Source organism: Maricaulis sp. D1M11, from assembly GCF_047308265.1.
Lineage (GTDB): Bacteria > Pseudomonadota > Alphaproteobacteria > Caulobacterales > Maricaulaceae > Maricaulis.
Genome location: NZ_JBKQWY010000001.1, coordinates 433637 through 453508 on the forward strand (window position 1 = coordinate 433637; position 19872 = coordinate 453508).

At 59.3% G+C, this 19872-nt stretch carries 12 protein-coding genes; 7 read left to right on the plus strand and 5 right to left on the minus strand.

Annotation, left to right across the window (positions count from 1 at the left end; translation table 11 throughout):
* Nucleotides 1–52: 52 nt before the first annotated feature.
* The 7 genes from RMQ97_RS02160 to RMQ97_RS02190 all read left to right on the plus strand — a co-directional run bounded on the left by RMQ97_RS02160 (nucleotide 53) and on the right by RMQ97_RS02190 (nucleotide 12504).
* On the plus strand, nucleotides 53–3043 hold the full coding sequence (locus RMQ97_RS02160; RefSeq protein ID WP_413659185.1) for a TonB-dependent receptor: 2991 nt from the start codon (nucleotides 53–55) through the stop codon (nucleotides 3041–3043).
* Nucleotides 3044–3102: 59 nt separating this feature from the next.
* Complete coding sequence (locus RMQ97_RS02165; protein ID WP_413659186.1) at nucleotides 3103–4638, plus strand: tryptophan halogenase family protein; 1536 nt, start codon at nucleotides 3103–3105, stop codon at nucleotides 4636–4638.
* A gap of 293 nt (nucleotides 4639–4931) precedes the next feature.
* Nucleotides 4932–5453, plus strand: a complete 522-nt coding sequence (locus RMQ97_RS02170) for an RNA polymerase sigma factor (RefSeq protein ID WP_413659187.1) — start codon at nucleotides 4932–4934, stop codon at nucleotides 5451–5453.
* The gene (locus RMQ97_RS02175; RefSeq protein WP_413659188.1) at nucleotides 5453–6454 is read left to right on the plus strand and encodes a FecR family protein; all 1002 of its coding nucleotides are present in this window, start codon (nucleotides 5453–5455) and stop codon (nucleotides 6452–6454) included. The genes RMQ97_RS02170 and RMQ97_RS02175 overlap by 1 nt, the downstream gene beginning before the upstream one ends.
* A 136-nt stretch (nucleotides 6455–6590) precedes the next feature.
* Complete coding sequence (locus RMQ97_RS02180) at nucleotides 6591–9470, plus strand: TonB-dependent receptor (protein ID WP_413659189.1); 2880 nt, start codon at nucleotides 6591–6593, stop codon at nucleotides 9468–9470.
* 68 nt (nucleotides 9471–9538) lie between these two features.
* A complete protein-coding gene (locus tag RMQ97_RS02185; RefSeq protein ID WP_413659190.1) occupies nucleotides 9539–10999 on the plus strand; it encodes a metallophosphoesterase in 1461 nt (486 codons plus the stop codon).
* A gap of 11 nt (nucleotides 11000–11010) precedes the next feature.
* On the plus strand, nucleotides 11011–12504 hold the full coding sequence (locus RMQ97_RS02190) for a fibronectin type III domain-containing protein (RefSeq protein WP_413659191.1): 1494 nt from the start codon (nucleotides 11011–11013) through the stop codon (nucleotides 12502–12504).
* On the opposite strand, the gene RMQ97_RS02195 is transcribed toward RMQ97_RS02190, so the two are convergent.
* From RMQ97_RS02195 to RMQ97_RS02215, 5 genes are all read right to left on the minus strand, one after another.
* A complete protein-coding gene (locus tag RMQ97_RS02195) occupies nucleotides 12501–14189 on the minus strand; it encodes an ATP-binding protein (RefSeq protein WP_413659192.1) in 1689 nt (562 codons plus the stop codon). The genes RMQ97_RS02190 and RMQ97_RS02195 overlap by 4 nt on opposite strands.
* Nucleotides 14190–14299: 110 nt before the next feature.
* Nucleotides 14300–15247: a LysR family transcriptional regulator gene (locus RMQ97_RS02200; protein ID WP_413659193.1), complete on the minus strand. Its 948-nt coding sequence runs from the start codon at nucleotides 15245–15247 to the stop codon at nucleotides 14300–14302.
* Nucleotides 15248–15286: 39 nt separating this feature from the next.
* Complete coding sequence (locus RMQ97_RS02205) at nucleotides 15287–16486, minus strand: hypothetical protein (protein ID WP_413659194.1); 1200 nt, start codon at nucleotides 16484–16486, stop codon at nucleotides 15287–15289.
* 107 nt (nucleotides 16487–16593) lie between these two features.
* Entirely contained in the window at nucleotides 16594–17436 is an 843-nt protein-coding gene (locus RMQ97_RS02210; protein WP_413659195.1) for an outer membrane lipoprotein-sorting protein, read from the minus strand.
* Entirely contained in the window at nucleotides 17411–19780 is a 2370-nt protein-coding gene (locus RMQ97_RS02215; RefSeq protein ID WP_413659196.1) for an efflux RND transporter permease subunit, read from the minus strand. The genes RMQ97_RS02210 and RMQ97_RS02215 overlap by 26 nt, the downstream gene beginning before the upstream one ends.
* Nucleotides 19781–19872 lie beyond the last annotated feature (92 nt).

Genomic DNA, 19872 nt, shown 5'->3' on the forward strand with positions numbered 1-19872 from the left:
GATAACGTTGTCAAAATAACAAATATGACAACAGTGCAAGTGGGAGGACACTATGAAGTTTGTGCTGACAACAAAGCGGCCTGCGCGTTTGGCGGGGGTCTCGGCTTTGGCGATTGCCATGTCGTTGGGGAGCGGCGTGGCACTGGCTCAGGACGAGGCAGAAACGACCGAGATCGCTGATACCATCCGGGTTCTTGGTTTCCGCCAGGCGGTTCAGGATGCCCTGGACACACGTCGAAACTCAAACGAGCTGGTTGAGGCCATCGCGGCCGAGGATATCGGCAAGTTTCCCGACCAGAATATCGCGGAATCCCTGGGGCGCCTGCCGGGCATCCAGATTGACCGCGAAAACGGTCAAGGCACACGCGTCCGTATCCGGGGGCTTGAGCAGAACGAAACCGTGCTGAACGGCGATACATTCCTGACGGGGATGGAGTTGTTCACGATCGGTGAGGGGCGCGACCGGGAGATCAATTCGCTCGAAGGTATTCCGTCCGAACTGCTGGCGGGCGTCAATGTCTATAAATCGCCGAATGCGTCCCTGGTTGAAGGCGGTGTGGGCGGTCTTATTGATCTGCAAACCCGAAATCCGCTGGATCTCAACCCGGATGAATTGCTGGCGGCGGGCAATGCGCGCTTCTCGTTCAGTTCGGAAGTGGACGATCTGCGTCCGACCGGTGCCGCGGCGCTCGGATACAATTTCGATGACCGTTTCGCGGTCATCGGGACCTTGTCCTATGATCGTCAGGATATACAGACCGATTATCTGGGCGGTCAGAACCGGGGCAACTGGGCCTTTTCGGACCGTGGTGACGCAGCCAGCGTGCCGACAGACTACTTCGCGCCGGAGTATCGCTACGCCACCGATCGCTTTCAGGAGCGTGAACGGCTGGGTGCGTCCCTGAGCCTTGCCTGGCAGGCGACCGACCGTCTGGAGATCACCGCTGACTGGTTCCACTCCGACCTGGAGATCCTGACAGAGGAAGCCTCTCTCAAATTCCCGTTCACCGTGGAAAGCCCAGGCCTGGACACCAGTCGCCCCTACGAGATTGACAGCAATGGTGTGCTGCAATCGGGCACGTTCATCGCGAATTCCGCGGAGGCGATTTCCTTCGTGAAGAATTTTGAAGCGCAGACGGACAATTTCCGGCTGGCCTTCGACTATGATGCCAGCGACCAGCTGCGCGTGTCCGGTTCTATCGCCCATGCCATGGCCGATCAGGAATCCAACTCCGCCAATAGTGATGTACGCTACACGCGCTATAACGTACCGACAGCGGATCCGTCCTCACCGACCGGATACAGTCATCAGCCTGCCAATCCCAATGCGCCGGCGAATTTCCTTTTCACCTACGATAATAATGGCGGCACGCTGCCGTCCTTCTCGCTGGTGGACGTGCAGGACCTCTTCTCCAACCCTGATTACGGCTATTTCAAATCGCACTGGGCCTTCGGTGATCGCGCCGAAATGGAAAACACCTCGGCCCGTCTCGATTTTGAATACACCCCGGACTTCATCACCAATACGGATGTGATGTTCTCCTTCGGGGCGCGTTATTCGGATCGCGAGATCGACTATACGGCTGGCCGTTATCTCGCTGATTATTCCGGTCTGGGTGAGTTGAGCGGTCTTGATTTTGGTGAGAACTGGACCCCTTACGGCTACTTCCAGGATGGCGCTATCGGTTTCCGGTCCTGTCAGCTTCCCGCAGCCACGCCGGGGCGTGGTGCAGGCACGGCACCCAATGGCTGTACCAACCGGTTTGGCGATTCTCCGCCTCTGATCACACCCTTTGAAACCTTCGTCTCCAACCCGGGCCGGGTCGAGACCATCAGCGGGTTCTGGGACAGCGGCACGGCCGGCAATGGCACGGTTCTCGTCCAGGATCGCAGCCAGATGAGCGATGCGCTGGGGTGGATTCAGGCGCTTTATCCCAACACGCCGTTCAGCTTCTTCGAAGAACCGCTGGAAAGCTTTGTGATCGGCGAGGAAACCACCTCTGCCTATCTGATGATGGATGTCGGCGGGGTTGATGACCGTTTTCACCTGAATGCCGGTGCGCGCATTGTGAACACCGAGCTGACGGTTAATCAGGGGCAGGCGCCGTTCAGCCCGACCTATTTCGGCACGGACAGCTGGAATGGTGTGACGGCGAATGCCGAACGCACGATCACGTCGCGTGACTATACGGATATCCTGCCGAGCGTGAATGCGGTGCTGGATGTGACTGACTCGATCAAGGTGCGCGCGGCCGGCGCCCGTGTGGTGGCCCGTCAGAACCTGTTCGAACTGGGCCGAGGATCGGCGTTTGAGTTTACCCGCGATCCGGTGTCCGACCTGTTCACCTTCACCAATGGCTCATCCGGCAATCCGACCCTGGATCCGTATCGGGCCAATCAGTTTGACCTCGCTGTGGAGTATTACTTCGCCGAGAGCGGGCTGGCCTTTGTCACCTTCTTCCGCAAGGATGTGGACAGTTTCATTCTCAATGAAACGCGTCCGGAATTCGTCAATGACCAGGCAGGCGGGCGTGAAGGTCCGGTCACCCGTCCGGTCAATGGCGAGGGTGGCGAGATCATGGGTCTCGAACTGGGTATCCAGAACAGCTATGATAACGGCTTCGGCTTCATCGTGAACTACACGTATTCAGACTCTGAATCGCCGTTCTTCAATGATGTCGACGATAACCTGCCGATCCCGGGCGTGGCCGAACATGCCTTCAATGCCCAGGTTTATTACGAGCGGGACCGTCTGCAGGCTCGGGCCGCCTATTCCTGGCGCGACGAGAGCTTCGACAGCAATTTCGGCTTCAATGACGGATCTGCGGGCACACGCACATTCGGCATCTGGAACCGTGCCTATGGTCAGCTCGATGCCCAGGTGGCCTTCGAGGTGATGCCGGGTCTCTTGCTGACGGCGGAAGGGGTCAATCTGACCGAGGAGGAGCAAAGCCAGTACCTCCAGTATGACAATCTTCCCTTCACCTATTCCTCTGGCAGCGCTCGCTACATGTTTGGCGCGCGCTATACCTTTGGCGGATAATCCGTCTGTTGGGGCGGTGGGGGTCTAACCCCGCCGCCTTTTTCTTCTATGAGACTGCCATGACCCATGCTCGTCGGCCTGACACGCTCTCCCGGATTCTGATCGTGGGAGGAGGAACAGCGGGCTGGATGTCAGCCGCTCTTCTCGCCCGTTCCCTGCATGGCAGCGGATGCCGGATCGAATTGGTTGAAGCCCCGGACATTCCGACTATCGGTGTGGGAGAGGCAACCATTCCTCCCATCCGGCAATTCAATCAGCTGATCGGACTGGATGATCGCCGCTTGTTTGCCGAAGCATCAGCCAGTTTCAAACTGGGCATTGAGTTTGTGGACTGGCTGGAACCCGGGCAGCGTTATTTCCATCCGTTCGGGGTTTATGGCGCGAATCTGAACACACGTTATACTCATCACAAATGGGCCCGCCTGGCCGCCACGGGTCGACTAGATGCGGATCTGTCGGATTTCTCCCTGTGCTCAAAAGCAGCGCTCTCCGGTCGCTGCGGACTACCGCATCCCGATCCCACGCAGTGTCAGTCGACGCTGACCTCGGCCTATCACTTCGATGCCGGGCTTTATGCCAAGCTTTTGCGGGATCATGCGCAAGGGCTGGGCGTTGTCCGGATTGAAGGGCGTGTCGAGACGGTGAATCTCGATGCGCAGACCGGTTTCATTCAATCGGTACGCCTCGCCAATGGTCGACAGATCGCTGCGGACTTTTATGTGGACTGTAGCGGACAGCGTAGCCTGCTGCTGGGTGAGGCACTGGGTGTGCCCTTTGTGGACTTCAAACACTGGCTGCCGTGCGATCGTGCTGTGGCAGCGCCCGCCAAACGTTCAGGACCCAGACTGCCCTATACACGTTCAACGGCACGGTCGGCCGGATGGCAATGGCGTATTCCCCTGCAGCACCGTCTGGGACAGGGATATGTCCACGCCTCCGATTTCATCGATGAGGCTGCGGCTGAGGCTGAGTTTATCGAGGGGCTGGACGGAGAGTTGATCGCCGAGCCGCGCTTTATCCCCTTCCGAACCGGACGTCGGGCGGTGATGTGGGACAAGAATTGCCTGGCTGTGGGGCTGAGCAGTGGTTTTCTCGAACCCCTGGAATCAACCAGCATCCACCTGATTCAGACCGCTTTGACGCGATTGCTCGACCATTTCCCGGACCGTCGTTGTGAGGTCGCTAACACCCGGGCCTATAATGATCTCGCTGTTGCCGAATTTGATTCCATTCGTGATTTCCTGATCCTTCATTACAAGGCCACGCGCCGTCGTGATACGGCCTTCTGGCGCCATGTCGCGGACATGGATATTCCCGATGCCCTGGCAGAGCGTATTGCTTTGTTTGAAGAAACAGGGCGTGTGCCCTTGCGGACCGTGGACCTGTTCACCGAGACCAGCTGGGTCGCGGTGTTCATCGGACAGGGCATTGTCCCCGTGACCTGGGACCCGCTCGTGGACAACATGTCGCTGGACGCATTGGCAGCCGAAATGACCGATCAGAAGACGCGTATCGACCAGACGGTGTATGCGCTGCCGCGCCATGACCAGCTTATCCAGGCGATGTCGGGTGCCCCCGTGTCGGAGACGGCCTAAACGCTCGGCATCCGGTCTCGGCCTGCCCCGAAGCATGGTGATCGCTCCGGGCGGCACTGACCTTCCCTGCAAAAAAGCATTCTGTTGCTGTCCGGTTTTGCGTCCATGCCGCGTCTAGTCTGTGTCACATGCGCAAAGGCAGGCGATCAAAGGTTATGTCCGGCACTCCCTACAATCCAGGATCTGACAGACTGCTTCGGGAGTTGGGCCTTGTGCCCGGTGCCGTAAACGGATCGTCGCAAAAGACGGCTACCACCCATAAGGCGACTGATGGGACCGAGGAGCGGCCGGGCATGGCGGACCTGGATACGGAACTCACCGCATCGCACCGCAAGGATATCTTTGCGTATATCCTGAAGCGCGTGCGCGATCGTGACCTGGCAGAGGATCTGACCCAGGATACGATGACGCGTCTCTATGAGTATTCCAGCCGAGCCGATGTCCGTTCGATGCGCGCACTGGCCTACAAGGCTGCAGAAAATGTTGTGCGCAGTCAGTTCCGCAAGGCCGGTCGTCGGCATCACACGCCGATCGACAGTGACCTGCCGGATACGGCGCCGTGTTCCGAACAGGTGGTCATGGACCGTCAGCGGCTGGACCTCCTCAAACAGGTTATCGCCAGCCTCTCGCCTCGCCGACGTGAAGTTCTTCTGCGCCGACGTGTGCAGGGTGAAAGCTATGATGCGATCGCCTCGTCGATGGGCTTGTCCCGTGCCGGTGTTGAAAAACACCTCACTCGGGCCCTGGGAGATCTACGTAAGGGCATGGATGAACACGCCCTGCCGCCCTCTCTTCGTGAGGAGGGCCATTCTTGATGATGACTGAACACGATATTCGAAAAACCGCTCTGGATTGGGTGATTGCCCAGGAAGCCGGGCTGGACGGTGCGGAAACGGCCGCACTGCGCGCCTGGCTGGATGAAAGCCCCGAGCACCTGGAAGAGTTCGAGCTGTGTCGGGATCTGTACCGGGCACCGGAGCTGGATGAGGTGCTGGCCGGTTTTACCACTGACCCCGTTGAAGAGCAGTCGGATTCTGCGATCACGGCCGGACCGTCCCGCTGGTGGACGACATGGCGCGGTGCAACGGCCGGCCTGGCTGTGGCCGCCAGTGTGATGCTGGCATTTGTGATCGGTGTGCCTTCCCTCAATTCATCCAGCCGCCCGGCGGTATCAGACATTGTGCTGGCCTATGACACGGCGCGCGGTGAAACCCGCGATGTTACGCTTCCCGACGACAGTGTCATTCGCCTGAGCGCTGATTCAGCGGTGCGGGTCCGGCTGACGGCGGGGCAGCGCCAGGTTCACCTGGATCGGGGTGAGGCCTATTTTGATGTGGCCTCCGATGCGACACGCCCGTTCATGGTGGTGGCTGGATCGCAGATTGTTCGGGTTCTGGGCACGCGCTTCAATATTGATCGCCAGAGAGATGTCTTCGAACTGAGTGTCTATGAGGGCCGGGTTCAATTGTTTGAACCGGGAGAGGCCAGTGCGGACGCACCGGTCTTCACGCGGGCCACACGGGTAACTCAGCCGCACGGCGGCGAGCGTGTGGTCACGGCGTTGCCGGGCGTGGATGAGCCCGATTGGATGCAGGGTTGGTTCGAAACGGAACTGATCACGCTGACACGTCTGGAAGAGGAATTGCAGCGATATTCCAGCCGGGAGATCGAATTTGACGAGAGCCTGTCGGATCTGACCCTGTCCGGTCGGTTCCGCCTCGATCAACCGGTTGAAGTGTTGAACAATCTGGCCCTTCTGTATGATCTTCAGCTCGAGGAAAACGAACAGACGATCCAGCTGCGATCGCGTGACTGAGTTGACCTTTTCCGACATTTGCGAAGTGTGTCGTTAAACTTTCATTCAATTCCCTGTCCGGTTTGCGGGGTTAGGGGCGTCTTACCCGGCGCAGTCTGATCGGCCGCGCTGTGGCGGCCATGTGTTGGGGGATCAAATGACCGTCACCTGTAAAGTTTCCACGCGGGCCCGCTTGATTGCGTCCGCAGCTCTTCTTCTGGGCGCTCCGGCGCTGGCCACTCCGGCCCTGGCCCTGTCTGTCCAGCAGGACGAGACGACGCGCTATTCGGTTGCGGCCGGCAGCATGTCCGACGCTCTGGCCAATGTCGCCCGTCAGGCGGGATTGCAGCTGATTGCCAATCCGGCTGATCTGAGCGGTCTGCGTTCAGACGGTTTCGATGGCGACAGCAATGCGCGCACGGCCATCGAGGCCGTGATAGGCGGGGCGCCGCTGACAGCCACGTTCAATGGCGACACGGTGATCATTCGCGCCGGTCAAGCCGCACGCCAGACTGCTCCGGCCCCGGTGTCGCAGCCGCAACAACCCACCGAAACAATTGTTGTTCAAGGCTTCCGTTCTTCCTTCGCTTCCTCGATCGAGACGAAGCGGAATGCGGATCAGGTGCTTGATGCCATTACGGCAGAAGATATTGGTCAGTTTCCGGATCAAAACATCGCCGAGGCTGTTCAGCGGATCACCGGCGTGCAGATCACGCGGAATAACGGCGAAGGTGAAAGTGTCGCCGTTCGGGGTCTGAGCCCGACCTTCACGCGTGTGGAAGTCAATGGTCGGACAACATCGGTGACGATCGACAGCGCCAATCCGGAGCGTCAGTCTGTTCTATCCGTGTTCAATTCCGATCTCTACAACTCCATCGAAGTGATCAAATCCCCGACGGCCGCGGATGTCGAAGGCGGTGTTGGCGGTATTGTGCGTCTCAACACGCCACGTCCGCTGGATATTGGCGAGCGTACCTTCGGTTTCGACCTGGCCTATACAGACGCGGATCTGCGCGACGAGGCCGAGCCGGCTGTATCTGTATTTTATTCCGACCTGACCGCGGACGAGCGTTTCGGTGTGCTGCTGGCCGGCACCTGGGAAGAGCGTGATCGTCGTATCGATAAGGTCCAGTCGACGAATGGTTGGCGTGAGCTTGGCGATGCCGCCTTTGCTGAGCGTCACCGCTTCGAACAGCGTCAGGGCACGGCGCCGAAGCTCAACATGAACCTGAACCTCCAATTCCAGCCGAACGATAATCTCGAAGTCTTCGCCGATCTGCTCTACACCTCCGAGGAGCGTGAAGAAGACCGTTCGCGTCTGCAGATTGATTGGACGCGCGGCAAGACCGACCCGACGGATCTGGTCGTCAATGATAACGGTTCGATCATTGCTGGCACGTTCGCGGCGCCGCGTGTGGAATTCCGCAGTTTCACCCGCCAGGCAGATATCGTTACGCAGGGCCTGACCACCGGTTTCAACTGGGACCGCAATCGCTGGCATGTCCAGGGCGAGATCAGCATCACGGAATCTGAAGAGGATTTCGTGGAATATCGCGCAGACGCCCGGATCGACGACAAGAAGGGTTTTGGCACTTATTCCCTGGAAGACAATGTGCTCTTCCCGGTTGTCACGGCCGGCCCGCTGACCCTTGACCTGGGGGATATCGATTTCCGCCGCATTCAGCTCCAGCGCCGGATCATCGGTCTGGAAGAGAGCGATGCCGAGCTGGATGTTGAGTATGATCTGGGCGCAGGCTCGGGCATGTTCACCTCCATCGAATTCGGGGCGCGCATCGCATCGTCCGAGTTTGACCGTCGCCAGGGTGCGATTTCCGGTGATACGAGCGGTCTGACCTATGCCGATGGACAGCCTTTTGTGATCGACGGGTCCTACGGCCATGGCCAGACCCCGTCCGGCTTTGTGACCGAATGGCCATCCGTCGACCCGGTCCCGCTCTACGAGGACAATCCGTCCAGCGAACCTTTCAGCTTCAATGACGAAAACCTCTGGACGATCACGGAAGACACCGTCGCCGTCTACGGCATGGCGAACTACACCGTCGAAAACAGCGCGCTGAACATGCGCGGTAATGTTGGTGTCCGTGTTGTCGAAACGTCGTTTGAAGGCTCGGGTCGGGTCGATATCGACACGGCGACGGAGGAAATCCTCCTTGATGATGATCGCACGCTGGATCGGTCCTATACGGACATTCTGCCCTCCTTCAACCTGCTTGTGTCTCCTACGGCCAACACCGATCTTCAGTTCCGCTTTGCGATCTCGCGCGCTCTGAGCCGCCCGACGATCAACGAGATCAATCCGGGTCTGGACATCAATTCGGAAGACTTCGAGGGCGAGCGCGGAAATCCTGAGCTGGATCCGTTCGAGGCCTGGCAGTACGACGCCGGTGTCGAATACTATTTCGGTGAGACGGGCGAGGGCCTGATCTCGGCGGCACTGTTCTACAAGGATGTCGAGAACTTCATCGCTCCGGTTTCCATCAATGAAGACTATGATTTCGGCAATGGCACCTCGGGTACCTATGAAATCGATACCTTCATCAATGGGGGTGAGGCGACAATCCAGGGCCTGGAAGTGGGTATCCAGACCCCATTCAGCTTCCTGCCGGGTTTCTGGTCCAATTTCGGTGGCCTGGTGAACTATACTTATACGGATAGTGAGTTCACCGATGCGTTCGGCAATACCTTCACCTTCCCGGGTGCGTCGGAACATGCCTACAACATCGTCGGTTATTATGAGCAAGGCGGGTTCTCCACGCGTCTGGCCTATAACTTCCGCGATGATTTCCTGCTGGTTCAGTCATCTCAGGACGATGGCCAGAACGCCGAGTATACGGCCGATCAGGGGCGTCTGGACTTTGCCATGCGCTATCGGTTCGAAAACGGTCTGAACCTGTCCTTTGACGCGCTCAACCTCACTGAAGAGGTCAGCTACGACTACTGGGACACGACGGACCGGCTTTCGGACTACGAGTTCGAAGGCTCGATCTACACGCTGAGTGTGGGTTACCGCTTCTAGTCTGACCCGTGATGTAAGGGGCGGGCCGTGCATGTCATGGCCCGTCCCGTTTCTTTCAGGACATCTCCATGACACGCTTGATTGTGATCCTTCTGGCCACCTGGTGCGGTCTTGCCGCGCCTTCTTGGGCCCATCCCGACCACTGGCCGCAGGGGACTGCGCCCTGGGACACGGCCTCGGACTGGCCCGACAGGATCATCATGACACCCGCGGACGATCCGGCGACCACACTCACGCTGGTCTGGAGGACATCCGCGACCGTGTCGGAGAGTGTCGCTGAACTGGCTCCGGCCACGGCAGCCGCGCAGCCTGACCTGGCCTCGCATGCACGAAATGCCCGGATCGAGCGTGTTGATCTCGATCAGGTCGCGGGCGGGTATGGGCGTCCGGTGACCCGGAATTTCGGGCGTGGTCCGGTCCACTATCATACCGTGACATTCCGAAACCTTCAGCCTGACACACCCTATCTCTACCGGGTGCGCGGCGCGCGGGGGCATTGGAGCGAATGGTTCCAGGTCAAGACCGCGCCGCAATCCGGACCGGTGACCTTCCTCTATTACGGTGACGCACAGCGCGGTGTGCATTCGCACTGGTCACGCATTATTCGGCAGGGTCTTTTGACGGCACCCGAGGCCGAATTTGTTCTCCACGCGGGTGATCTCGTCAATCAGGGCGACCGGGATACGGAATGGGCCGAATGGCATGCCGCGGGCGGCTTCTTCCATGCCATGCGCAATGTCATTCCCGTTGCCGGCAATCATGAATACACCTCAACGGGCCCCGGCGGCTATCGGAATGGCGAGGGCGCTGTGACGGCATTGTGGCGTCCGCAATTCACCCTGCCTGAAGAAGAGGGCTTGCCAGACGCCCTGGTCGAGACCGTCTATGACGTCCGTTACACGCAGGATTTGCACATCTTTGTGCTCGACAGCTCCTCGCCGGACTGGGATGCGCAGCTGGATTGGTTTGACGAGACCGCGCGTGCGTCCGACGCTCGTTGGAAGATTGTATCCATGCATCATTCTCCTTTCCGGCCGGGCGGCGCAAACAATCCGACCCTGGTTGAGCGTCGAGACAGTTTTGTGCGCCTCGCACGACGGCATGACGTGGCCATGGTCCTGGCGGGTCACAATCACTCTTACACACGCGCGAGTTTTGGCACGGGCATGACCGCCCGGACCCTGCTGGGTGAGGCAAGGGACGTGGAGATGGTCATTGCTGTTTCCGTTTCCGGTGGCATGACCGGTCGAGGAACCGGTCCGGCCTATATGGAGAGCAATCACGCGCTGGCCGATGAGCTCACGGTCGACCGATGGGGTAATAACACCCCGACATTCCAGAGCATCCGGATCGACGGGGATCAGCTCGTCTACACGGCCTATACCGCGCTGGGGCAGGCTTATGACGCCTTCACGCTGACACGGGATGCTGACGGTAATCTGCGCCTTGTGGATGGCGAAGCCGCCTTTGGCGACATCCGTCAGCTGGAAACGACCGAGCCCTATGCGGGCAATGATCATTTGCGGTGAGGAAGTCCGTCATGCGCGTATTGCTGTCTCTATTCGCTTTTGTGCTGCTGAGTGTGCCGGCGGGCGCACATCCCAGTCATCATCGAACGCCACCGCCCCCCTGGCAGGCCGCGTCGGACTGGCCGGACCGGATCGCCACCACTTTTGTCGATGATCCGCACACGAGTGTGTCGGTCACCTGGCGGACGGATGTCTCGGTAGACCGCACCCGTGCCGAGATCGCCTTGGCGACGGATGATGCGCGGTTTGATCTGACCGCCCGAAGCTCCAGAGCCACCACACGGACTGTCAATCTGGAACACTGGTCAGGCCATGGTGGAGAGCGGTTTGAGGTCTTCAATATCGGTCTGGGGTATGTGAACTATCATGAGGTTACGTTTGAGGGTCTGGAGCCCGACACGCTCTATGCCATTCGCGTGAAAGGTGGAGATGGAAACTGGTCTGAATGGTTCCAGGTCCGCACCGCGCCCGAACGTGGTCCTGTCGAATTCATCTATTTCGGTGATGCCCAGAACTCCATTCGGCAACACTGGAGCCGCTTGATCCGGTCCGCTCACGCGACGGCGCCGCAGGCTGATTTTTATCTGCATGCCGGCGATCTGGTTCATGATGGGTCGCGGGATAGGGATTGGGCCGAATGGTTTGACGCGGGCGATTTCCTGCATGCGCAAACCCCGATCATCCCGGTCGTGGGCAATCATGAGTATCCGCGTATGGACCGGCGTGCTGACGGCAGTCGGAATCGGTCTTTGAACATGCTCTGGCGCCCGCAATTCGCACTGCCCGTTGTGGAGGAACTGCCCGAACCCCTGCACGAGACGGTGTATGATGTGCGCTGGAGTGAAGACCTCCATGTTTTCGTCCTGAACTCTGCAGCGGGCTGGTTTGAAGAACAGGCCGAGTGGCTGGACCGAAAACTGGCGCAGACCGATGCCCAGTGGACGGTGGTGACGATGCATCACCCCTTTTTCGCCCAGCCCCGGGATCGCAGCAACGCAGACAGCCGCGCCCGCGAAGCCGCCTTCCTGAGTGTTATCGAGCGCCATTCTGTGGACATGGTCCTGGTCGGTCACATGCATTTCTACGGGCGCCTGACATCGGGCCGGACCAGCCGTGTGAGTGTGGGTGAGGGCGATGCGGTCGACACGGTCTTTGTGATCTCCGCCGGGACGATTGCCCAGTCCGATCCGATTGATGCTGATTTTCTCCCGCGCGTTGGTGATGGACAGGCGGATCTTGACGGATTGTCAGCGGACCGTGTGGCCGAGAATACCCCCCTCTTCCAGGTTATTCGACTGGATGGGGATCACCTTGAATACGAGGCCTACACTGCGACCGGCCGGGTCTATGATGCATTCTCGCTGCAGGCAGACGAGGGGCATAAACGCCTGGTGAATGGTGATGCAGCCTATGGTGAAACGCGTCTGTTCGAGCAAAATACAGGGCCTTGGGCGCCCGGAGAGCGACGGCCTCACAATAACTGGGAAGATTTGCGGGGCGATTAGACGCGCGAGGGCTGGCGCGCAATCTCCCGCAATAGGTCGGACAGCGCGTCGATCTGGAGAGGTTTGGGCAGGCAGCCATTCATGCCTGCCGCTTTGTAGCGCCGGATTTCCTCGTCCAGTGTGCTGGCGGTTAGAGCGTAGATAGGACTGTCAGCATTTTTTCCCGGATTCTGGCGAAGCTGTCGTGTCGCTTCCAGACCATCCATGTCCGGCATGTGCACATCCATCAGGATCAGGTCGAAGACCTGATACCGGGCCGCCTCGATCGCCTCTTTTGCCGACGCAGCCATGACCGGTGACTGCCCGAGGTGATTGAGCAGGCCCAAAGCGACTGTGCGATTAATGGCCTGATCATCAACGACACAAATGGATAGCGGAGCAAGCTCGGGGCTCTCCTTGATGTCGGTTTCGCTGTTCGGGGCGTTGCAAGAGCGCGCCGGCAGGCTGAAGCAAAACTCGCTGCCCTTGCCCAGCGTGCTTGTCACGCTCAGCTGGCCTCCCATAAGACGAACCATCTCGCTGGAGATCGTCAAACCGAGCCCGGTTCCGCCAAAGAGCCGTGTTGTCGTATCATCGGCCTGTTCAAATCGGTCGAATATGCGCGAGCGAGCGTCCTCGGATAGTCCGATACCGGTGTCCGTGACACAAAAGCGCAGGCGATCGGCGTCGGGGCGTTCGACGGTCAAACGCACCTCACCGTCTTCCGTGAATTTCACGGCATTGCCCACCAGATTCCACAAGACCTGGCGCACGCGCACAGGGTCAATCTCGAAATGGTCGGTGAGCGTGTCGGAATAGTCAAGAATGATGTTTACCGGTTTGGACGAGGCCTGGGCCGCAAACAGACTCATGGTTTCCTCGCACAGGCTGCGCAAATCTGTAGCGACAGGCAGGATGCGGATCGTGTCCTGGTCCAGTTTCGAAATGTCCAGAATATCGTTGAGTACCGCGATGAGGGAGCTCGCTGATGCGTGGATGGTCGACACGCCACGTGCATCGAGTTCGCCTGTGTTCGACCGTCGCGCAATTTCCAGCATGCCCAGAATACCGTTCATGGGCGTGCGGATTTCGTGACTCATATTGGCCAGGAAGGCGGCCTTGGTCCGCTCGGCGGTCTGCGCCGCGTTGAGCATGCGGTGGGTGGCCTGGGTGAAGCCGATCACGCAGATCAGGCTGAGTACGGTCGCTGTGGCGAGCACGAAGAGTGCGGCGATCCGTTCTGCCTCTGCGGAATAGGCCATGGGTTGTACGACCCCGGCAATATCCAATACGAGCATGGCCAGGAAGAGAAGAATGGAGACCACGCCATAGGCGAGAGCCGATCGTGCGCTCAGGAAAAACCCGGCGGCGAGCGGTGGGACCATCAAAAAGGGCGCGAGATAGCCGGTCACACCGCCATTGGTGAGGGAGCCCAGAAAGACCAGAAGCTGTGCTGTGGCGACAAAACCATGGGCGGTGGGCGCATAGATGTGCCAGCGCCAGGCCAGAAGGCTTTGAGTCGCAAAGAAGATAACGGCTACCGCGCCCGCAAGCTTTGCCGGAGAGAGGCCGGGAAGGGCGACACTGATCACGGCCAGATACACGCCAATGACCGCTGCAAACGCCCCGGTCGTCCACGCAAGGATGCGCGACTTGTTTTGGAGTGAGAGTGTGTTGTCAGCAATCACGGGTGGGAAAGGCCTCATCAGTTCACGATGGGATCAGCCTCTCCGTCTAGCGGGTACAAGTAAAGCACAAGTTGAAGTCTTGCGAGACCAGACTTGTGGGGTGGGTCCGGAATGCGAAGCCGGGCCAATCAGGATTGCGGGGCGTAATCCGACGTGACCGGTTCGAAATTCGGCAGATTTGCGCAGATATCGAGGATGGTTTGACGCATCCAGCGGCACGCCCCGTCATGTTCGGAGCGACGGTTCCAGTACAGGATCAGATCGACATCCGGCATGTCAAACGGCATCGGGAAGGCTTGGACGCCAAACTCCTCAACCAGTTTTCCGGCCAGCCGACTGGGGATGGAGCCCAGCATGTCTGACTGCAACACCATGCTCGCGACCGTGCTCATGGTTTGGGTCGTGACGAGAACACGGCGTGTATAGCCCAGCGCGTTCAGAGCCTCGTCGACCGGTGAGCGCGCATCGCCGCGTTGAGAGAAATTGATATGGGGCAAACGAGCAAAGGTCTCGATATCGGGCTGCCCCTTGATCAGCGGGTGATCGCGCCGTGCGGTGAGGATATGGCGCTCGCTGAACGCCTTGGAGACACCGAAGCGTTTGGGTGCGGGACCATCATGATGCATCAGGAAGTCCAGCTCACCGGCGTCGAGTAGGTCGAGGCCTTCCTCCCGATTGATGGACCGAAGACGGATATCAATATGGGGCGCCTCGTCGGCCATGCGATGGATGAGCGAGGGCAGGATCAGGAGATCGAAATAGTCGGCGCAGCCGATCTTGAACTCTCGGCTACAGGTGCCCGGGTCGAAATCCGGCGCGCCATCAATGGCCTGTTCAATCTGCCGCAAGGCCTGGGTGACATCCCGCGCGATTTCATTGCAGCGCTCAGTGGGCTCGATCCCTTTGGGTGTGCGAATAAAGAGCGGATCGTGAAGTAGATCGCGCAGCTTGGCCAAGGCATTGGAGACGGTCGGTTGCGCCACATTCAGGCGAGCAGCGGCGCGGGTCACGCTGCGTTCTCGCCACAGCGCCTCGAAAGTCACCAGCAAATTGAGGTCGAGCTTTTTGAGCATCATGATGGGTAAGTAGGAAGCTGTGGCGGGATCCGCTAGGGGCTAGAAATAGCGAGTGAGCCGCAAGGTGATGGAATCGTCGGATTCGACGGCGAAAAGCGGGTCAGCCTCATCAATATTCGTGGTGAAACGACCTTCCAGCTCGACAAAATAGTTGGAGCCGATCCGGCGTTCCGCTTCCATCAGCAAGGCCGTGGACCCGTTCTCCAGATCGACAACAGCGCCACCGAGCAGGCTGGTGTCCGCGAAATCATTCATCGCCAGTCGACCGCCGACAAACAGATCGTTCTGGAATGCGGTCTGAGGTGCGATGGTGAAATCATCGCTGCGACCATCTTGGAGGTATTCCGCGAGGATGCCGAAATCCGCACCGTTCCGGGTCACGCCATAGAAGGTGTATTCAACGCCGGCGACAAGAGCGCCAAACGTGTCGCCATGCCCGTCCTGTACCAGACCTTCGAACTTCCAGAGCCAGGCGCCACGGGTCAGCTGCACATCTGCCGAGACCTGGCTGATGACGGAATAGTGCGGCAGGAAACGGTCGGCCTCGGGTGCGAGGCGAAGTGTGGGTTCGCGTGACGTGCCGTGAAAGGCCGCAATGCCGATATCCCAGTCCCCGATGAAGTGGGACCATCGGGCAGCGAAGTCGACATGTTCATCCTCGTCATCATGTTCATAAAGGGCGCTGTCGGCATCCACCGGAAGCGGCCCGCGCAAACGTCCATCCACGCCGGCAAAGGTGCGCTCCCGGAACCCGGGCAGGACATAGGCTTCCAGTAGACCCCAATCGCGTTGCCATGACACGCGCAGGGCTTGCTGACCCAGCTTGTCCTCGCCGTCGCTGTCTTCGACCGCATCGGTCTGGTTGATGATGTCGACGAGGTGGCGGGATTCGGTCACACCCCAGAACACTTTGATCGCACCGGCCTCCAGCGTGACCGTGTCGCCACTATAGCGGTAATACGCCTCCCGAAGGTCGAAGTGAGAGCGTTCATCATCCACACTGTCCATGCGGCCCCAGGGGACAAACACCCATTGGTGACGTCGGTCTTCGCTGCGCCAGCGGAAATCGCCTTCCAGAATGAGCGAGGTCTGAACATCGTCAGACTGGCCGGGATAGGCTGCATCCTGGGTGAACCAGCGGGCTTCAGTGCCTAGGGAAGCCCCAATGTCCCAGTCGCCGGCATGGGCGGCTGTGGTCAGGGTCAGAGCGGACACGGCGGTCAGGAAAACGCGGATCATGTGAGTACCGATGTAACAGTGTCAAAAAGGTGGCCGCGCCGTGAAGGGACAGGACACGACGCGGCCGGGGACGCGGGGCTGCAGGGGATGCGCCCCGAGCCGGGGGATTAGCGAGCGCGTTCGAGGACGCCGCGCACGAAATCATTCTCGTCCAGGCCGACATCGAACAAGAAATCGCCGTACAGCAATTCCGTGGACTTGTTGGTCTGGTGATTGGTCATGTTCAGGCTGTGGGCGCGCCAGATGCCGTCGCCGTATTCGCGGTAATCGCTCAGATCGAGGGTTTTGAGGAGATCGCCGCGGCGGTCGAAAAACTCGACCCGACGGATCTGGTAGACCTCCTGGTCGATATAGCTGAGCTGGCGCGTATATCCGGAATTTTCATAGAGCGGAAAACGCTCCACGACATCCACAGACAGGGTTTCACCGGCAACCTCAATGGTGCTCTCGCCCTGGAAATCATAGCTGTACTTGTTCAGCTCCAGGGAGGTGAAATCCTCGAAAGCAAATTCAGACCCGACAAACGGACCGGACTTGTTGGCGGACGAGATCCGACGCACCCGGGCGAGGGCGGGAAGGAACAGCCATTGATCATCCGGATCAAGAATGCGGGCGTGGGAGAGGAGGGCGGTGCCCTCCACATCCCGGGGAGTCTGGAAGACGACGATGGATTTGTCGCCGACCGAATTGTCTTCGCGTTCCAGGGTCTGGAAGGTCAGCTCGCGGCTGGTTTCCTGACCGGCGGCATTGCGCAGGACCATGCGGGCCTCGACCCGGCTGTCACCGAAACCATTGTCGGAATTGTCCGACCGTTCGGCGATTTCATAGCCCTGGCGCTGGCTGTCGGTTTCGATCCAGGCCGGGGCCTCCTGGGCCAGGCTGGCCGAGGTGAGGACAGCACCCAGAGCGGTGGCCATCAGCGCCTTATTCAGCGTGTTGAAGCGAGCCATCTTTGTCTCCAATGCGAGTGTTTTTCTTGCCGAGCTTGGACAATTCCATCAGCAGGGCGGGGAGGAGGAGGAAGTCGAGGACCAGGGCGAAGACGATGGCGAGTGCCGTCAGGAGGCCCAGATCCGCGTTGAGCTTGAAGGTCGAGAATGCGAGCACCGCAAAACCGGCCGCCAGAACGATCGTGTTGATGACGACCGCCATGCCGACCGTGCGGAAGGCGTAGCGAATGGCCGCTTCGGTTGACGCGCCCTGTTCCACGCGCGCCCGGCGATACTTGGTGAGGAAGTGGACTGTGTCATCGACGACAATGCCCAGGGAGACCGCACCCACAGCTGCCACCGAGAAGCCAACCGTTCCGACCAATAAGGCCCAGGCCCCGAATGTGGTCAGGATCGGCAGAGTATTGGGAACCAGGCTCATCAGGCCCAGACCGAAGGACCGCAAGGCCAGCATCATCACTAGGCCAATGGCCAGGATGGCGATGATATTCCCGCTGATCATGCTCTCGACATTGCGCTCGGCAACAAAGGCGAACATGACCTGGGCGCCAGTCGCCTGGGTGTGCATATAGGTCGGTGTATTGGCCGCCAGCCAGGTTTCGGCGTCGGTCAGGAAGTCCTTGGTTTCTTCCGTGGTGACATTGGCCAGGGTGACAGTCAGCCGGCTGGCGGACTTGTCGATATTGATGCGGTCATTGAGGTCCAGGCCGTAGGGCAGGGAGAGCTCGTACAGCAACAGATATTGAGCGGCCAGATCGCGGTCTTCAGGGATGCGATAGAAGCTGCGATCATCCTCATGCAGGTTCTGGTTCAGGCGCCGCATGATGTCCGTGATTGAATAGACGTGGGTCACGTGTTCCTGGGTGCGCGCCCACTGGGCGAACTCATCCAGATGTTGCAGGTATTCAGGATCCTGAACGCCACCCGAGCCATTGGCAGGCACGGAGAATTCGATCGGATAGAGTCCGAAATGTTCCAGCGCGATGTCGTTGGCTTGCCGGACCTCCAGGCTCTCATCGAAGTAATTCACCCACTGGTCGTTGAACTGGAGCGTCGGGATCATCGCGACCAGTGCGAGACTGGCGAAGCTGGATCCAAGAAACACCACACGACTGTTGCGGTTCACGAAATTGGCGAAACCCTCCATCAGGTCGCCGGCATCCCCCTTGCCTTCTGATTTGGGCGCAGCCTTCATCGGCAACAGGCTGACCAGGGCTGGCAGAAGCGTCAGGGACAACAGCCAGGCTGCTGCGATACCGATCGCTGTCATGGTGCCGAGGTGACCAAACGGTGGGCTGTCAGACAGGTTCAGCGCCATAAAGCCGATGATCGTTGTGACCGATGTAATGGTGACGGCCAGGAAGTTGATCCGCACGCCGTCAATAATGGCGTCACGCTTGTTCATGCCGTTGCGCATGCCTTGGCGGATACTCAGGAGTATGTGTATCGAGTCAGCGATGGCCAGGGTGAGGATGACCGTCGGAGCAGAAGCAGAGACCGGTGTGAGCCCGATACTCATATAGCCCGCTGCGCCCATGGCGATCATCGTGCAGAACATGATCAGGATGAGCGTGGCCGCTGTACCGCTAAACGAGCGGATGGACAGCAGCATGATCACCAGGAGCACGCCATACATCATCGGAATCAGGGTCGCCATGTCATTCATGCCCGATTCCATGAAACCGTTATTCATCATGGAGATGCCGGACAGGGCGATTTCGATGTCAGGATATTCAGCCTGGATCTCGTCGCGCATGGCGCGCAGGACGGCCACGGCTTCGGGGACTTCGAACGCGCTCAGTTCAGGATATTGAAGCACGATGTTCACGGCCGTGACATCGGCGTCGGGTGTGATCAACTGGTCGCGCAGGAGCGGTTCATTGACAGCGATCTGGCGGCGCTGGATCAGGTCCGCCTCGCTCAGCGATGTCGCGTTCCGCACCAGGTCCTCGACAATCAGATTGTCGCCTTCGGCATAGGTGTGCTGGAAATTGGTGATGGAATCGACGCGGATGGCATAGGGGATCTGCCAGCCGCCTTCGGTAATGGCCTCCACGGCCGCAAGGGTCTCGCGCGTGAAGACCTGGCCATTCGCCGGGCGGATGACGACAAGGAAATTATCATTCTTGGTATAGGTGGCCTGGAATTCCTCGAAGGCCGCCAGTTCGGGATTGGTTTCGGAGAAGAACGCCCGGTAATTGGTATCGAAGCCCAAGCGCGGCATGCCGCTGGCAAAGCCGAAAGTCATAATCACCGACGCCAGCAAAATGAGCCAGCGGAAACGGATCACCGTCTCGGCCAGACTCGTGGCAAATCTGTCGGTGCGATTTCTGATCGCGCCCATAGTCTATCCTTTCTTGCGCAGAAAGACCGTACTTGCCGTCCGGCATCGGCCCCCCTCATGGACAAGCCGGGTCCATTTCCGGGACGTGTTGC

What these genes read in the sequence shown, in the direction of transcription:
- RMQ97_RS02170 (WP_413659187.1), top strand. Translation starts at nt 4,932, where the DNA reads ATGGCGGACCTGGATACGGAACTCACCGCATCGCACCGCAAGGATATC.
- RMQ97_RS02175 (WP_413659188.1), top strand. Translation starts at nt 5,453, where the DNA reads ATGATGACTGAACACGATATTCGAAAAACCGCTCTGGATTGGGTGATT.
- RMQ97_RS02210 (WP_413659195.1), bottom strand. Translation starts at nt 17,436, where the DNA reads ATGGCTCGCTTCAACACGCTGAATAAGGCGCTGATGGCCACCGCTCTG.
- RMQ97_RS02165 (WP_413659186.1), top strand. Translation starts at nt 3,103, where the DNA reads ATGACCCATGCTCGTCGGCCTGACACGCTCTCCCGGATTCTGATCGTG.
- RMQ97_RS02190 (WP_413659191.1), top strand. Translation starts at nt 11,011, where the DNA reads ATGCGCGTATTGCTGTCTCTATTCGCTTTTGTGCTGCTGAGTGTGCCG.
- RMQ97_RS02200 (WP_413659193.1), bottom strand. Translation starts at nt 15,247, where the DNA reads ATGATGCTCAAAAAGCTCGACCTCAATTTGCTGGTGACTTTCGAGGCG.
- RMQ97_RS02195 (WP_413659192.1), bottom strand. Translation starts at nt 14,189, where the DNA reads ATGAGGCCTTTCCCACCCGTGATTGCTGACAACACACTCTCACTCCAA.
- RMQ97_RS02215 (WP_413659196.1), bottom strand. Translation starts at nt 19,780, where the DNA reads ATGGGCGCGATCAGAAATCGCACCGACAGATTTGCCACGAGTCTGGCC.
- RMQ97_RS02180 (WP_413659189.1), top strand. Translation starts at nt 6,591, where the DNA reads ATGACCGTCACCTGTAAAGTTTCCACGCGGGCCCGCTTGATTGCGTCC.
- RMQ97_RS02160 (WP_413659185.1), top strand. Translation starts at nt 53, where the DNA reads ATGAAGTTTGTGCTGACAACAAAGCGGCCTGCGCGTTTGGCGGGGGTC.
- RMQ97_RS02185 (WP_413659190.1), top strand. Translation starts at nt 9,539, where the DNA reads ATGACACGCTTGATTGTGATCCTTCTGGCCACCTGGTGCGGTCTTGCC.
- RMQ97_RS02205 (WP_413659194.1), bottom strand. Translation starts at nt 16,486, where the DNA reads ATGATCCGCGTTTTCCTGACCGCCGTGTCCGCTCTGACCCTGACCACA.